The 14880-nt window shown below is 69.6% G+C and carries 14 protein-coding genes; 8 read left to right on the top strand and 6 right to left on the bottom strand.

What is annotated here, in order from left to right; translation table 11 throughout:
- Window positions 1-651 precede the first annotated feature (651 nt).
- Window positions 652-2307: a bifunctional 3'-5' exonuclease/DNA polymerase gene (locus OG474_RS45725; RefSeq protein ID WP_405059983.1), complete on the top strand. Its 1656-nt coding sequence runs from the start codon at window positions 652-654 to the stop codon at window positions 2305-2307.
- Here the strand turns inward: OG474_RS45725 and OG474_RS45730 are convergent.
- Both OG474_RS45730 and OG474_RS45735 read right to left on the bottom strand, forming a co-directional pair.
- Window positions 2289-3251 (bottom strand): RNA polymerase subunit sigma-70, encoded by a 963-nt coding sequence (locus tag OG474_RS45730; RefSeq protein WP_405059984.1) that lies wholly within the window; start codon window positions 3249-3251, stop codon window positions 2289-2291. The genes OG474_RS45725 and OG474_RS45730 overlap by 19 nt on opposite strands.
- Window positions 3248-3733, bottom strand: coding sequence for a hypothetical protein (locus tag OG474_RS45735; RefSeq protein WP_405059985.1), 486 nt, complete (start codon window positions 3731-3733; stop codon window positions 3248-3250). Before OG474_RS45735 ends, OG474_RS45730 begins: the two co-directional genes overlap by 4 nt.
- A gap of 85 nt (window positions 3734-3818) precedes the next feature.
- Between OG474_RS45735 and OG474_RS45740 the strand changes: the two genes are divergently transcribed.
- Entirely contained in the window at window positions 3819-4619 is an 801-nt protein-coding gene (locus OG474_RS45740; RefSeq protein WP_405059986.1) for an S-methyl-5'-thioadenosine phosphorylase, read from the top strand.
- Window positions 4616-5647 carry an NAD-dependent epimerase/dehydratase family protein gene (locus OG474_RS45745; RefSeq protein ID WP_405059987.1) on the top strand — a complete coding sequence of 344 codons (1032 nt, stop codon included), beginning with the start codon at window positions 4616-4618 and terminating at the stop codon, window positions 5645-5647. The genes OG474_RS45740 and OG474_RS45745 overlap by 4 nt, the downstream gene beginning before the upstream one ends.
- 8 nt (window positions 5648-5655) lie before the next feature.
- Here OG474_RS45745 and OG474_RS45750 read toward each other — a convergent pair whose 3' ends face one another.
- Window positions 5656-6624, bottom strand: a complete 969-nt coding sequence (locus tag OG474_RS45750) for an aldo/keto reductase (protein WP_405059988.1) — start codon at window positions 6622-6624, stop codon at window positions 5656-5658.
- Between the two features lie 125 nt (window positions 6625-6749).
- Here OG474_RS45750 and OG474_RS45755 point away from each other — a divergent pair, with 125 nt between their 5' ends.
- Complete coding sequence (locus OG474_RS45755; RefSeq protein WP_405059989.1) at window positions 6750-7616, top strand: helix-turn-helix transcriptional regulator; 867 nt, start codon at window positions 6750-6752, stop codon at window positions 7614-7616.
- Here OG474_RS45755 and dapA read toward each other — a convergent pair.
- Complete coding sequence (gene dapA / locus OG474_RS45760; RefSeq protein ID WP_405059990.1) at window positions 7561-8457, bottom strand: 4-hydroxy-tetrahydrodipicolinate synthase; 897 nt, start codon at window positions 8455-8457, stop codon at window positions 7561-7563. The genes OG474_RS45755 and dapA overlap by 56 nt on opposite strands.
- A 71-nt stretch (window positions 8458-8528) precedes the next feature.
- Between dapA and OG474_RS45765 the strand changes: the two genes are divergently transcribed.
- Entirely contained in the window at window positions 8529-9410 is an 882-nt protein-coding gene (locus OG474_RS45765) for a LysR substrate-binding domain-containing protein (RefSeq protein ID WP_405059991.1), read from the top strand.
- On the opposite strand, the gene OG474_RS45770 is transcribed toward OG474_RS45765, so the two are convergent.
- A complete protein-coding gene (locus OG474_RS45770) occupies window positions 9403-10605 on the bottom strand; it encodes a sensor histidine kinase (RefSeq protein ID WP_405059992.1) in 1203 nt (400 codons plus the stop codon). The genes OG474_RS45765 and OG474_RS45770 overlap by 8 nt on opposite strands.
- Window positions 10602-11300 (bottom strand): response regulator transcription factor, encoded by a 699-nt coding sequence (locus OG474_RS45775; RefSeq protein WP_405059993.1) that lies wholly within the window; start codon window positions 11298-11300, stop codon window positions 10602-10604. The genes OG474_RS45770 and OG474_RS45775 overlap by 4 nt, the downstream gene beginning before the upstream one ends.
- Window positions 11301-11589: 289 nt before the next feature.
- On the opposite strand from OG474_RS45775, the gene OG474_RS45780 reads away from it, so the two are divergent.
- The 3 genes from OG474_RS45780 to OG474_RS45790 all read left to right on the top strand — a co-directional run bounded on the left by OG474_RS45780 (window position 11590) and on the right by OG474_RS45790 (window position 14878).
- A complete protein-coding gene (locus tag OG474_RS45780) occupies window positions 11590-12240 on the top strand; it encodes a glycosyltransferase family 2 protein (RefSeq protein ID WP_405059994.1) in 651 nt (216 codons plus the stop codon).
- Complete coding sequence (locus OG474_RS45785) at window positions 12237-13490, top strand: DUF2064 domain-containing protein (RefSeq protein ID WP_405059995.1); 1254 nt, start codon at window positions 12237-12239, stop codon at window positions 13488-13490. The genes OG474_RS45780 and OG474_RS45785 overlap by 4 nt, the downstream gene beginning before the upstream one ends.
- 98 nt (window positions 13491-13588) lie before the next feature.
- Entirely contained in the window at window positions 13589-14878 is a 1290-nt protein-coding gene (locus OG474_RS45790) for a glycosyltransferase 87 family protein (protein ID WP_405059996.1), read from the top strand.
- The last annotated feature ends 2 nt before the right edge of the window (window positions 14879-14880 follow it).

Below are 14880 nucleotides of genomic sequence, written 5' to 3' on the forward strand. Positions count from 1 at the left end.
AACCACTTCCAGCGCCCCAGAACGGCTGGTGGCTACCCAAAGACCCCTCCGATGCACAAAGAACAGCCGACCCACCCTTGGGCGCCAACCGCAACCTTGAGCACCAACCGCAACCTTGAGCACGAACCGCAACCTTGGGCGCGAACCGCAACTTTGGGCGCCCACCAACCACTTCCAGCGCCCCCAGAACGGCTGGTGGCTACCCAAAGACCCCTCCGATGCACAAAGAACAGCCGACCCACCCTTGGGCGCCAACCGCGACCTTGGGCGCGAACCGCAACCTTGGGCACGAACCGCAACTTTGGGCGCCCACCAACCACTTCCAGCGCCCCCAGAACGGCTGGTGGCTACCCAAAGACCCCTCCGATGCACAAAGAACAGCCGACCCACCCTTGGGCACCAACCGCAACCTTGAGCACGAACCGCAACCTTGGGCACGAACCGCAACCTTGGGCGCCCACCAACCACTTCCAGCGCCCCAGAACGGCTGGTGGCTACCCAAAGATCGCTTCGGTGCACAAAGAGCAGGCGGCCCACCTTTGGGCGCGAGGGGGACTTTGGGGAGCGTTGGGGCGGGCGTGGGGGTGGTTGGGAGGGGGTGAGGAGGCTCGCGGGTGGGGTTGTGTCGGTGGGGGGTGTGAGGATGCGGGTATGGACGAGCGGTGGGCGGTGGCGCCGGAGGAGGGTGGCGGGGCGGTTCTCGTTGCGCTGCATCCGGACGGGCAGCCTGCTGGGCCGGTCGTGCACGAGCCGGATCTCGCGGCGGCGGTGGGGTCGCGGCCGCAGGTGACGCGGTGGGTTTGGCGGGCGTCGGCCGAGATCTACCCGCGCCTGCTGGCGAGCGGCGTACGGGTCGAGCGTTGCTACGACATCGAGAACAGTGAGGGCCTGCTGCTCGGTCATGCCGGTCGGCTCGGCGAGCCGCGGTCGGCGGCGGCTGCGTGGGCCCGGATGACCGGTGCGACTGTTCCACAAGACCCGCCGCTGCGCGCCGTCGTACCGGGTGAACAGTCGTCGCTGTTCGAGATCCAGGAGGAGCCGATTGCGTTCGAGGCGCTGCTCCGGGTGTACGCCGATCAACTGCGGCGCCACGGCGATACCGAGCACCCGGATCGGATGCGGTTGCTGACAGCGTCGGAGTCGTCCGGGATGCTCGTCGCCGCGGAGATGGACCGGGCCGGCTTGCCGTGGAGCGCTTCGACGCATCGCGAGATGCTGGCCGAGCTGCTCGGTGAGCGGTTCGGCGGGACCGGTGAGCCGCGTCGGCTGACCGAGCTGGCTGATGAGGTGTCCGCCGCGTTCGGTCGCAGAGTCCGGCCGGATCTGCCGGCCGACGTGCTGAAGGCGTTCAAGCAGGCCGGGTTCCAGCTGAAGAGCACGCGGCGCTGGGAGCTGGAGACGATCGACCACCCGGCCGTCGAGCCACTGATCGAGTACAAGAAGCTCTACCGGATCTACACGGCGAATGGGTGGTCCTGGCTCAACGACTGGGTGCACGACGGCCGGTTCCGGCCCGGGTTCGTGCCCGGCGGCACGGTGTCCGGGCGCTGGATCACCAACGGCGGCGGCGGGCTGCAGATCCCGAAGGTGATCCGCCGCGCGGTCGTGGCCGATCCCGGCTGGAGTCTGGTCGTCGCCGACGCGTCCCAGCTGGAGCCGCGGATCCTCGCCGCGATCTCCCGGGACCGCGCCCTGATGGAGGTGGCGGCTGACCCCGGCGACCTCTACAAAGCCGTGTCGGACCAGGCGTTCTCCGGCGACCGCGCGATGGCCAAACTCGCCGTGCTGGGCGCGATCTACGGCCAGACCTCCGGCGACGGACTCAAGAACCTCGCCATGCTGCGCAAGCGATTCCCCCAAGCCGTCGCGTACGTCGACGACGCCGCCCGCGCGGGTGAAGAGGGCAAACTGGTGCGCACCTGGCTCGGCCGCACCTGCCCGCCGAGCGGCGCACCGCTCGACGACGCGACGCTCGAAGGTCCACCCGTCGACGAGCCGCAGACCGACTCCCGCCACGCGCGGGCCCGCGGCCGCTTCACCCGGAACTTCGTCGTCCAAGGCAGCGCCGCCGACTGGGCGCTGCTGATGCTCGCGGCGCTACGGCAGGCGCTCGGTCCGCTGAAGGCGGAGCTGGTGTTCTTCCAGCACGACGAGGTCATCGTGCACTGCCCGAGCGAGGAGGCCCCGGTCGTCGCCGAAGCGATCCAGACCGCGAGCGATCTCGCCGGCACACTGACTTTCGGGCCGACGCCGACGCAGTTCGCGTTCAGTACGGCGACCGTCAAGACCTATGCGGAGGCCAAGTAGGGCGGCAGGTGGTGGCTCGAGAAGTCGGTCAACTGGAAGGCGGTCAGCTCGGCGATGAGCTCGCCCTCGATCCGGAACACGTCCAGGCCGAACGGCCGGAAGACCGTGTCCGCCGGTCCGCGCAGGTAGGCGGCGAGCGCGGGCTGACGGTTGACGGTGGTGAGCAGGTAACGCCACTGACCGCGGTAGGCCGGGTCCAGGTTCGCGACGATCGTCTGCCGCGCCACGGCCCTTCCCTCGAACCAGAACGGGTACGGCGGCATCGTGATCCGCACGTCCTCGTGCATGAGCGCGGTGAGCGCATCCGGATCGCCCGCCTCCCACGCGTCGACGTACTTGCGCAGCAACGCCTGTTCCTCGGCGGTCGACGGCGTCGCGCACCACTCGAGCCGGTGCGGCGGCAGTTGCTCCCGCAGTACCGGACGGGCGCGCTGGAGTGCTGAGTTGACCGCCGCCACGGTCAGGTCCAGTACGGCGGCGGTGTCCTTGGCGGACCAGCCGAGTACGTCGCGAAAGATCAGTACGGCGCGTTGTCTCGGCCGCAGGTGTTGGATCGCGACCAGGAACGCCAGCTCGATCGTTTCGCGCCGTACCAGCTGGGCGTCCGGTTCCTCGGCTCGGTCCAGCAGCACGTCGGGGTACGGCTGCAGCCACGGCAGGTCGTCCCTGGCCGGCAGTGCCGTGGCCGGGAACGACGCGGGCTCGAGCTGGTACGGCAGCACGCGGCGCGGACGGCGTACGTCGTCGATGCAGACGTTCGTCGCGATCCGGTAGAGCCAAGCGCGCAGACTGGACCGACCCTCGAAGGTGTCGCGACCACGCCAGGCCCGGAGGTAGGTCTCCTGGACCATGTCCTCGGCCTCGTCGTACGAACCGAGCAGTCGGTAGCAGTGCACCCGCAGCTCGTGCCGGTACTGCTCAATCCCGGCCTCGAAGGCGGTCAACGCCCGTCCTCCAGCTCGATCGTGCACGGCATCGGCGCACGACCGGCCAGCCGGAACCACTGCACCAGGCGGCGCTGTCGGAGGTCCCGGGTCGAGACGACGACGTCGTTGTGGAAGCGACGAGCCAGCTGCACCCGGCGCATCGCCAGCGCCAGCTCACCCGACCATGGCTCGGCATTGGTCCCAGTAGCGTTCACCGCTCGGGTCAGCGCGGACTCGCGCTGCTCACGGTCCTCAGGTGAGGCGGTGCGCGCCCGGTGCGCGGCGTCGAGCAGCAACAGCGAGGAGGCGGCGTCCAGGACACCAGCACAGGCCAGCTCTGCGACCAGTGCGGCGCGGCGGGCGAGCTCTGTCTCCAATGCGGCCCGGGCGAGCTCAACACGGTGGTGCAACCGGTCCAGGCGACCTGCGGTCCAGCTGGCGTAGCCGCTGCACAACAGCAGCACGACGCCGAGCGCGAGCAGTGCCGTGGTCACCTTCACCACCACATTGGACCACCCTTACGGAGCGCTCACGGTCCGGCCGAATCGCGTCATCGGCGGCTCCGCGGCATTTAGCGTCGGAGTCATGGCTGATATCGGTGTCCTCGGTGGTTCCGGCTTCTACTCGTTCCTGGCGGACGCACGCCGCGTCGAGGTCAGTACGCCGTTCGGTCCGCCGAGCGAACCGCCGGTCGTGGGAGAGCTCGCCGGCCGCGAGGTCGCGTTCATCCCGCGGCACGGCGCCGACCACCGCTTCCCGGCGCACCGGGTCAACTACCGGGCCAACCTCTGGGCGCTGCGCGAACTCGGTGTCCGCCAGGTGCTCGCCCCTTGCGCCGTCGGCTCGCTCAAGCATGAGCTGACCCCCGGCACCTTCGTCGTCCCCGACCAGTACGTCGACCGCACGTGGGGCCGGCCGCAGACCGTGTACGACGACATCGCGGTCCACACCTCGGCCGCCGACCCGTACTGCCCGCTCGGGCGCGACACGATCATTGCCACCGGCAACGTCGTACCGGCCGCAACGATGGTGGTCATCAACGGTCCGCGCTTCTCCACCCGCGCCGAGTCCCTGTGGCACGCCGCCCAAGGCTGGTCGGTCGTCGGCATGACCGGCGCACCCGAGGCGGCCCTCGCCCGCGAACTCGGGCTCTGCTACACCTCGCTCGCCCTCGTCACCGACCACGACGCCGGGCTGCAGCAAGGCGAAGGTGTCACCGAAGCCGAGGTCTACAAGGTCTTTGCCCACAGCATCGACCGCCTCAAATCCCTCCTCACCGATGTCATCCCCCGCCTCCCCTCCCCCACCACCGACTGCACCTGCCACCATCACCTGGACGGCACCGCCGCCGCCCCGAGTGAGCTCAGCGAGGTGGGACAGCGGTGAGGGTTCTGCTGACCGGCGGTGCCGGATTCATCGGGCGGCACGTGCATACCCAGCTGACCGGCGAGGGGCACGACGTACTCGTGCTCGACTCCCTGCGCCCCGACGTACACCGGACCCGCCCGGAGCCGAGCGACGACCTGGTCGTCGGCGACATCCGGAACGCCGAAGATCTCCGGAGAGCGCTCTCTGGGGTCGACACGGTGATCCATCTGGCCGCCAAGGTCGGGCTCGGCGTCGACCTGGACGACATCGACGACTACGTCTCCACCAACAGCCTCGGCACCGCCGTCCTGCTCCGCGAAATGGCCCACGCGAACCTGCGCCACCTCGTCTACGCCAGCTCGATGGTCGTGTACGGCGAGGGCCGCTACGACTGCGATCGGCACGGCCAGGTCGCGCCCGGCCCACGCCGTCCGGAGGATCTCGACGCCGGCCAGTTCGACCCACCGTGCCCGCTGTGCGACGAACCGCTGCGCCCCGGCCTGATCGCGGAGAGCGCTCCCGTGGATCCTCGCAACGCGTACGCCGCCAGCAAGCTCAACGGCGAACACCTCGCCGCCTCCTGGTCCCGCGAAACCGGCAGCCGCGTCACCGCTCTGCGCTTCCACAACGTCTACGGCCCCGGCATGCCGCGCAATACGCCGTACGCCGGTGTCGCCGCGATCTTCCGGTCAGCTCTGGAGCGCGGCGAGGCCCCGAAGGTCTACGAGGACGGCAGGCAACGCCGCGACTTCATCCACGTCCACGACATCGCGTCCGCCGTCACCACCGCGGCCGGCGCTCTCCCCCACCAGCCCCCGTTCACGGCGTACAACGTCGGCACCGACACCGTGAACAGCATCGGCGACCTCGCCACCGAACTGGCCCACGCCTACCAAGGCCCGCCCCCTGTCGTCACCGGCCAGTACCGCCTCGGCGACGTCCGCCACATCACCGCGTCCTCCACCAAACTCCGCAACGACCTCGGCTGGAAGCCCACCCTCGACCTCCGCACCGGCCTCGCCGACCTACTTGCCAGCGGCAACTAGGCACCGGCTCAGTATCCGGTCGGAAGCCGCGGACTGTAGGTACCCTCCAGCACAGCCACCTCGTCGTCGGTCAACGTGAGGTCGAGAGCGGCCACGGCATCGGTGAGGTGCTGCGGATCGGTGGCACCCACGATCGGGGCGGAGACCACCGGGTTCCGGAGAACCCAGGAGAGCGCTATCTGCGCCATCGGTACGCCGCGCGCCGCGGCAACGCCCTCGACCGCGTCCACGATCGAGCGGTCGTCGGCGGCGAAGATCCGGTCGGCTACCGGATCGTTGCCCGACCGCACCGTCGAGCCGCCCCAGGCCCGGGCGAGGCGGCCCTTGGCCAACGGACTCCACGGGTTCGACCCGACGCCCTGATCGGCGAGCAGACCGAACATCTCGCGCTCTTCCTCGCGCTGCATCAAGCTGTACTGGTTCTGCATCGCGACGAACTTCGTCCACCCGTGCCGTTCGGCGACGTGCTGCAGCTTGGCGAACTGCCACGCCCACATCGACGAGGCCCCGAGATAGCGCGCTTTCCCGGCCTTGACCACGTCGTGCAACGCCTCCATCGTCTCCTCGACCGGAGTCTCCGGATCCCAGCGATGAATCTGAAAAAGGTCCACGTAGTCCGTGCCGAGCCGGGTCAGGCAGGCATCGATCTGCTCCAGGATCGCCTTGCGGGACAGACCGGAGCCGCCCGGCCCGTCGTGCATCGGGCGGCTCACCTTGGTGGCGAGCACGATGTCCTCGCGGCGGGTGTACGTGCGGATCGCGCGGCCGACGATCTCCTCCGACGTACCGTGGCCGTAGATGTTGGCCGTGTCCCAGAAGGTGATGCCGAGCTCCAGCGCCCGCCGGAAGATCGGCTCGGCGGCCGCGTCGTCGAGCACCCACGGGTTGCCGCCCCGGGAGATGTCGCCGAAGCTCATGCACCCCAGCGCGATACGGCTGACCTTCAGGCCGGAACTGCCGAGTCTGCGGTAGATCATCGTTCCACTCCCTCTCGCGTTCGTCCCGACCAGCCAACAGCGACTACGGCGCGCCCGGGAGTCCCTGCTCTTCCGGGTAACGCCAGTACCTCCTTGCCGCCCCGTACCTCGCCTACGGTGGTGGCATGGACAACCGAGCTGAGGTCCGTGAGTTCCTCGTCTCGAGGCGTGGCCGGCTGACCCCCGAGCAGGCCGGACTTCCGGCGTACGGCGGCAATCGCCGGGTCACGGGGCTCCGGCGGGAGGAGGTCGCGCTGCTCGCCGGAGTGAGCATCGACTACTACGTCCGGATGGAGCGCGGCAACCTGACCGGCTGCTCGGACACCGTGCTCGAAGGGCTGGCCCGCGCGCTGCAGCTGGACGATGCCGAGCGCACCCATCTGTTCGCCCTCGCCCGTGCCGCCACGCCCGCCACTGCGCGGCAGCGGAAACCCGCGCCGTCGACCGTGCCGGCCAGTGTCCAACTGGTCCTCGATGCGATCACCGACGCGCCGGCCTGGGTGCGCAACGCGCGCCACGACATGCTCGCGACCAACCAGATGGCGCGTGCGCTCTATGCGCCGCTGCTCGCCGATCCGCGCCGGCCGGGCAACAACGCGCGGTTCGTCTACCTCGACCCGGCCTCGCGGGACTTCTTCCAGAACTGGGAACGGACCGCCGACGACATCGCGGCCATGCTGCGCTCCGAAGCCGGTCGCAACCCGCACGACAAGAAGTTGATCGAGCTCATCGGCGAGCTCTCCACCCGCAGCGACCATTTCCGCGGCCGGTGGGCCGCCCATGACGTCCGGTTCCACCGCACCGGCATCAAGTATCTGCGCCACCCGGCCGTCGGGAACCTCGATCTCACCTTCGAGGCAATGGAGTTCCCTGCCCACCCTGGCCTCACGCTGCTCATCTACACGGCAGCCGCCGGTACGCCGACCGCCGACAGCCTCAGGCTTCTTGCCAGCTTGGCCGCAACCACTCAGCCAGCCGACGAACCTGGCTGAGTGCGGCCGGGCCGGCCGGAAGCAACGGCAGCCGTACGTGCGGTGTGGGGATCCGGCCTTGGGCAGCGAGCACCGCCTTGGTCACCACCGGGTTCGGCTCCGCGAAGAGCGCCTGTGACAGCGGGGCCAGGCGGTGAGCGCTCTCTCGGGCAAGGACCAGCTCTCCGGCCTGCCAGTGCGCGACGAGTTCGGCGTACTGGCGAGGCGCCACGTTCGCGCTCGCGAGGATTGCTCCGGCGGCTCCCAGGGCGAGCATCGGACCGGCGTACAGGTCGTCTCCGGCCAGGACGCTCACGCCAGCGGGCACCCGCGCCATGAACTCGACGGTGGCCTCATCGATCCCGCCCACCGCATGCTTGAAGCCGACGACATTGGGCAGTTCGGCCAACCGAACCAGCGTGTCTGCGCTCAGCGTCCGGCCGGTCCGGTACGGGATGTTGTAAATCACTAGCGGCACCGGGCTCGCAGCGGCAAGTTGGCGGAAGTGTTCGACGACTCCGTCCTCGGACGGCCGGGTGTAGTACGGCACCACGACCAGCGCAGCGCTGACGCCGCGGCCGAGGACGGCGAGTTCGTTGCTGGAGGCAGCGGTCGAGTTCGAGCCCGCGCCGACGATCAGTGGGGCGTTGCGCTCAGCACAGATGGAGGTGCAGATCTCCAGGATTCGCTGACGTTCACCGGACGTCAGCGTGGCAGGCTCACCAGTCGTGCCGAGGGCAACGGTTCCGGTCGCGCCGCCGTCCAGTACGGCGTGAGCTAGCGCTTCCAGCGCGTCTTCGGCGAGCTCGTCGGTCGTGGTGAACGGGGTGATCAGGGGAACGAAGAGCCCGGTGAATGCCATTCCTCGACGATCGCCCACCGCGATCCATCAGGTCTAGTTCGGGTTTCCATCGTCGAGCGTAAGCTGACCTTATGCTCGATGTCCGCAGACTCCGGCTGCTCCGCGAACTCGCCCACCGCGGCACGATCGCGGCCGTCGCCGAGGCGCTGGCCTACACCCCGTCCGCGGTCTCCCAGCAACTCACCGCCCTCGAACGCGAAACCGGCGTACCGCTGCTCGAACGCACCGGCCGCCGGGTCACGCTCACCCCAGCCGCCCACGGCCTCGTCGAGCACACCGAAGCGATCCTGGCCCGCCTGGAAGAGGCCGCCGCCGACCTCGAGAACGTGGCGAGAGCGCTCTCCGGCGTGCTCCGGATCGGGGCGTTCCCGACCGCGATCCCCGCCGTCGTCACCCCGGCAATAGTTGCCCTGAGCACCGAACATCCCGGTCTCGGCCTGACCGTCGTCGAGCTCGATCCCGCCTCGGTCCCCGACGCGCTCCGTACCGAGGCGGTCGACATCGCGCTCGTCCAGGAGTACGACCATGTACCGGTCGCACCCCATCCCGGCCTGCACACCGAGCCGCTGCTCGAAGAAACCGTTCACCTGGCAGCACGCCGTACCGAATCGCTGGCCGACCTCCGCGCCACCCCCTGGATCGCCGGCACACCCGGAACGCTCTGCCACACGCTGACCATCAGGGCCTGCGAGGCCGCGGGCTTCACCCCGCAGATCCGTCACCACGCCGACGACTTCGGCGCCGTACTAGCCTTGGTCGCCGCTGGCCAAGGTGCCGCCTTCGTCCCCGACCTGGCCGTCGCCACCCCACCGCATGGCGTCGTCCTCACGCCGCTCCTCATCCAGCGCCGTACCCACCTCGCCTACCGCCGCGGCACCGCCAACCACCCCGCCATCACCGCCGCCCGCACCGCCCTCCAAGCAGCAGCCGCCCCACCCGGGCTGGCTAGCTGACGTCGGCGGTGGCGGAGGCGTTGGCGGGGACCGGGGGTAGGTCGATCTGGAAGGCACAGCCGCCGTCGATGTTGGTCACGCCGATCTGGCCGTCGTGCGACTCGACGACGCCGCGTGCGATCGCCAGCCCGAGACCGCCGCCACCCGACGCTGTCACCGCCGCTGTGCCTGGAGCCGAGGTCGAGGCCGGAGCCGGGGTCCGTTGTTCGTCGCCGCGCCAGCCGATGTCGAAGACCCGCTCCAGGTCATCGGCCGGGATCCCGCCACATCCGTCGGTCACCGCGAGCCGCACTCGTCCATCCGGCTCCCGGTCGACGGCCAGAGTGACCGTCCCGCCGGGTGCCGTGTGCCGGATCGCGTTGCCCACCAGGTTCGTCACCGCGCGCGTCAGTTCGTCCGGATCCCCTTGCACAGCAAGCCGATCGGCGCCGGACGGCGTCGAGAGCGTGAGCTCGACACCGGACGCCCGGGCGTGCGCACCGTTCTCGCCCGCCACGTCTTCGGCGAGCTCGCGCAGGCTGACCGCGGACCGCTTCCGCGGCAGGGCAGCCGCCGACAACCGCGACAGCTCGAACAGGTCGTCCACTAGCCCAGTCATCCGATCGACGGTCGACCGCATCTGCCGCAGCGCCCCCGGTACGTCGTCGATCACCCCGTCCTCCAGGCCTTCCGCGACCGCCCGCAACCCGGCCAGCGGAGTCCGCAGGTCGTGGGACATGAACGCGACCAGCTCCCGCCGGCTCGCCTCCAACGCACGCTCCCGGGCGTGCGACGCGGCCAACTTCTCCCGCGTCATCTCGAGCTCATCCGTCAGCGCAGCCAGCTCAGCCGGTACGGCGCCACTGAAGCGATCCGAGGGTTCATACGTCGTACCCAACCGCCGCAACCGTTGCCCGACGTCGCGCGAGCCCTTGCTGATCCAATGGCCCAGCAGCACCGACATCCCGAGCCCGAGCAGGGCCGCGAACGCGAGTGTCCAGAGCACGACCCACGAGTCGTGTTCGGAGATGAACATCGCCCGCACGCTCTGCAGGACCGCGGCCAGGGCCGCCGCCATCGGCGCCAGCGCGGCGACGATCATCGTGACCCGCAACGAACGGCGCCGGAACTGCCAGAGGATCGCGCCGCCGATCACCGCGACCACCAGCGTCCACAGGGTGGTGAGCGCGAGGATCGTCATCGTGTCGCGGTTCATTCGGACTCCCCCGCGAATCGGTAGCCCGTGCGCGGCACGGTCAGCACGAGCTGCGGATCCGACGGATCCGCCTCGATCTTCTCCCGCAAGCGGCGGACGTGGACGGTCACCGTCGACGAGTCACCGAAGTCCCAGCCCCAGACCCGGCGGAGCAGCTCGGCCTTCGTGTAGGCCTTGCCCGGATGCGAGACCAGATACGCGAGCAGATCGAACTCGCGATGCGTCAGCGCGAGCTCTGTCCCGTCCAGTAAAGCGATCCGGGCCGCGGTGTCGATGGAGATCGGTCCGGCGCTCAGCTTGGTCGGCGTCAGATCGAGGCCGGCCAGCCGTTCCTCGCGCCGCAGCATCGCCTGCACCCGGAGCGTCAGCTCGCGCGGGCTGAACGGCTTGACGACGTAGTCGTCCGCGCCGAACTCGAGGCCGACCAGCCGGTCCTCCTCCTCGCCGCGGGCCGAGAGCATGATCACCGCGGCGCCGTCGTCGGCCGCGCGCATCCGGCGCAGCACCTCCAGACCGGACATCCCGGGCAGCATCACGTCCAGGACGACGACCGACGGTTTCCACTGCTGCCAGACCTCGACGGCCGCGATTCCGTCCGCCACCACGCGAGCGTCGTACCCGGCCTTGGTCAGGTACGCCGAGACGACGTTGGACACGGTCGGGTCGTCATCGACAACGAGCACACGAGTAGCCACGGTCAGAGCCTAGTGCCCCGCGTCGGAGGTTGTTTGAGCGATTGCGGCGTTCAGGTGCGTGGATCGCGGTGCCGGAGGGGCGGCCTCGATGCTTTTCCATCGTGGCCGTCCCTCCGGTGCCGTGAGGCGCGTGGCTGGGCGTCGCAAGCGCCAAAGAACCTCCGACGCGGGGCACTGGGTCTTCCGGCCGCCCCGGTGCTGGACCGAGACCCTGAGAGAGCGCTCACCGTAAGCGACCCGTAGCCGCCGGCGGGCCCCTGACGGGCCTGATCTTCCCTACGGTCGAAGGGTGGCTGTCGATCTCGTACTGCCGTGCCTCGACGAGGCGGCGGCGCTCCCCTGGGTACTCACCCGGCTTCCGGCCGGTGTCCGAGCCGTTGTCGTGGACAACGGCTCGACCGATGGTTCGCCGGAGATCGCGGCGGAGCTCGGAGCGACCGTCGTGCGCTGCACGGTCCGCGGGTACGGCGCGGCGTGTCATGCCGGCCTGGAGGCGGCCGAGGCCGAGGTGGTCGCGTTCATGGATGCCGACGCCTCCCTCGACCCGCGGCAGCTGGTCCGGGTGACCGCCCCGATCCTGGCCGGGAACGCGGATCTGATGGTCGGCCGCCGGAGAGCGGTCTCTCGCGGCGCCTGGCCGTGGCATCTCCGGCTGGCGAACGCCGAACTGTCCCGCCGGATCAGGCGCCGTACCGGCGTGCTCCTGCACGATCTCGGACCAATGCGAGCAGCCCGGCGAACGGCGTTGCTGGATCTCGCGCTGCTCGACCGACGCTCGGGCTACCCGCTGGAGACCGTCGTCCGCGCCGCCGATGCGGGCTGGCGGATCTCCGAGGTCGACATCGACTACCTGCCACGCTCAGGCCGCTCGAAGGTCACCGGTACGCCGCTCGGCGCTGCTCGGGCCGTCATCGACATGTCGAAGGTGCTGAAGGCATGAGCGGCACGTTGATCGTGATCGCGAAGGAACCGCTCCCCGGGCGGGTCAAGACTCGTTTGCAGACCGAGTTCACCCCGGCGGAGGCGGCCGCGCTCGCCCGCGCGTCTCTGGTCGACACGCTGACCACGGTGCGGTCGGCTGCCGCGGCACGCCGCGTGATCGTCCTCGAAGGCCGTCCGGGGCCGTGGCTACCGCCCGGCTTCGAGGTGGTCCCGCAGCGCGGCGGCGGCCTCGACGAGCGACTCGCCGCCGCCTTCCGAGACTCGTACGACGGCTCGCCGATGCTGCTGGTCGGCATGGACACACCGCAGCTGCCGGCCGAACTGCTGGGCTTCAACTGGCCTGGGTACGACGCTGTGCTCGGGCTGACCGAGGACGGCGGGTACTGGTGTCTCGGGTTCCGCGAACCCGATGACGACGCGCTGATCGGCGTACCGATGTCGACCGATCACACCGGCCAGGATCAGCTGCGACGCCTCGAGAAACTCGGAAAGCGCGTTCTCCTGCTCCCGACCTTGCGCGACATGGACACACCGTGGGACGCAGCCGCGATCGCCGCGGAGTACCCGTCGCTGCGGATGTCGAGGCTGTTCCGGCGGCTGGAGCACACGGCCCATCCGGCCTTGCTGTTCGAGCAGGCACTCGGCGGTACGGCGCAAGTGGTTGCCACTGGCATCGACGGACGCACCCTGCCGGCGCTCTCGGAGTTGGACCGCTGGCAATCCCCGGCAGATGAGGTCGATCGACTCGCCTTGAGCCGCTGCGAGGGACCGGTGCTCGATATCGGTTGCGGACCGGGTCGGATCGTCACAGCCCTTGCTGAGCAAGGGATTCCCGCGCTCGGAGTCGATGTGTCGCCACAAGCAATTTCCCTGACGACGTCACGTGGCGCGGCAGCCCTGCAACGGCCGGTGCAAGATCGGCTGCCGGCCGAGGGGCGCTGGGGCAGCGTCGTTCTGATGGACGGCAACATCGGGATCGGCGGCGATCCCGCCGATCTGCTTCGTCGCTGCGCCGAGCTCGTGCGGCCCAACGGCCTCGTCCTGGTCGAGGTCGATCCCGACGACGATCTCGACGACACCGATCCGATCGTCCTGCGCAGCTCGACCGGCCGCCGGTCATTTCCCTTGCCCTGGGCAAGGGTAGGCAGCCGGACCCTGCTCCGCCATGCGCGCACAACAACCCTCCACCCCACCGAGGACTGGCGCACCCCACACCGAGCCTTCCTAACCCTCCGCCGCACCGCATGAACCACCCCACAGACCGGTCTGCCGACCCGTACCGCTCCCCTGCGCCTCGCTCCTTGAGCCCTTGGCTGGCGGGGGGCGTTGCGGTCGGCGTTGCGGTGGTGACGATCTGGGCTCGTGCTGTCTCGTGGTGGCCGAATCTGCTGATGGTGGCCGGTTGTCTGGTCGTGGCCGGGCTGATCTGGCGGTTCGGACGCGGGCTCAGCATCGCGGGCGTGATGGTGGTTGCCGCCTTGTGCCAGGTGCCAGGTCTGACACACGCCCCGATCACGAGCACCGACGCGTACCGCTACGTGTGGGACGGCCGCGTGCAGTTGGCCGGGCACTCGCCGTACGCGCATGTCCCGCTGGACGACGCCTTGGCGGGGTTGCGGGATCCGCTCTTGTTCCCGGGGTTGTCGCCGACCCAGAGATCGGGAGTGAGCGCTCCCCCGAGTCTCTCCAGCGATCCCGCCGTGGTGGCAGCACTTGCCGCCGATGACCCGCGGACCCTGATCAACCGCCCGCGAGTTCCGACGATCTATCCGCCGATAGCGCAGGTGTACTTCACCGCGGTCGCGGCCGTCACCCCTTGGGCGGCCGGAACCCTCGGACTCCAGATCGCCGCCGGTCTCCTCGCGCTTGTACTCACCTGGCTACTCGCCGCGAGCAGCAGCGATCGCCGCTGGGCAGCGCTGTGGGGTTGGTCACCGATCGTGGTTCTCGAGGCCGGAAGCGCAGCCCATGTCGACGTTCTCGGCGCAGTGCTGATCACCGGCGCGGTCATCGTGGCCGCCCGGCGTCCCCGACTCGCCGGGATCCTGCTCGGCGCCGCCGCGAGCGTGAAACTGCTGCCGTTGCTGCTCGTGCCCGCATTCCGGGTCAAGCAGTCGTTCATTGCCTTCGGCACCTTCATCGCGACCTACATCCCGTACCTGGTGGCATCCGGCGCCCTGGTGCTGGGCTTCCTCCCCGGCTACCTGTCGCAGGAAGGGTTCTCCGACGGCAGCACCCGGTTCACGATTCTCTCGCTCCTGCTGCCTCCTGAGGCCCGTCAGCTCGTCGCCGTTCTGATCGCGGGAGCGCTCGCCGTACTCGCGTTCCGGCGCCGCGGCCGCGAGCCCCTGGCCGTCACCTGCTGCTGGCTGTACGGCGCCGCGCTGCTGCTCGCCACCCCCACCTACCCGTGGTACGGCCTGCCGCTGATCGCGTTGGCCGCGCTCTCCCGACGGCCCGAGTGGATCGTCGTACCGCTGGCGGCCTACCTGGCCTATGCCACCGTCGGGCAGGACAGCCGGCAGGGACTGATCTACATGACCGCCCTTGTCATCGTTGTCATCGTTACTACCCTGCGTCACCGTCCGATCGCCGCAAAGCAGTTTGACGAGAGCCTGACCGCCAACCAACACTGAGC

This window comes from Kribbella sp. NBC_01505 (assembly GCF_045040285.1).
Classification (GTDB): Bacteria; Actinomycetota; Actinomycetes; order Propionibacteriales; family Kribbellaceae; genus Kribbella.

Excerpts from the sequence above, each read along its gene's own strand:
- OG474_RS45725 (WP_405059983.1), top strand. The coding sequence starts at position 652 with ATGGACGAGCGGTGGGCGGTGGCGCCGGAGGAGGGTGGCGGGGCGGTT.
- OG474_RS45740 (WP_405059986.1), top strand. The coding sequence starts at position 3,819 with ATGGCTGATATCGGTGTCCTCGGTGGTTCCGGCTTCTACTCGTTCCTG.
- OG474_RS45750 (WP_405059988.1), bottom strand. The coding sequence starts at position 6,624 with ATGATCTACCGCAGACTCGGCAGTTCCGGCCTGAAGGTCAGCCGTATC.
- OG474_RS45755 (WP_405059989.1), top strand. The coding sequence starts at position 6,750 with ATGGACAACCGAGCTGAGGTCCGTGAGTTCCTCGTCTCGAGGCGTGGC.
- dapA (WP_405059990.1), bottom strand. The coding sequence starts at position 8,457 with ATGGCATTCACCGGGCTCTTCGTTCCCCTGATCACCCCGTTCACCACG.
- OG474_RS45765 (WP_405059991.1), top strand. The coding sequence starts at position 8,529 with ATGCTCGATGTCCGCAGACTCCGGCTGCTCCGCGAACTCGCCCACCGC.
- OG474_RS45770 (WP_405059992.1), bottom strand. The coding sequence starts at position 10,605 with ATGAACCGCGACACGATGACGATCCTCGCGCTCACCACCCTGTGGACG.
- OG474_RS45785 (WP_405059995.1), top strand. The coding sequence starts at position 12,237 with ATGAGCGGCACGTTGATCGTGATCGCGAAGGAACCGCTCCCCGGGCGG.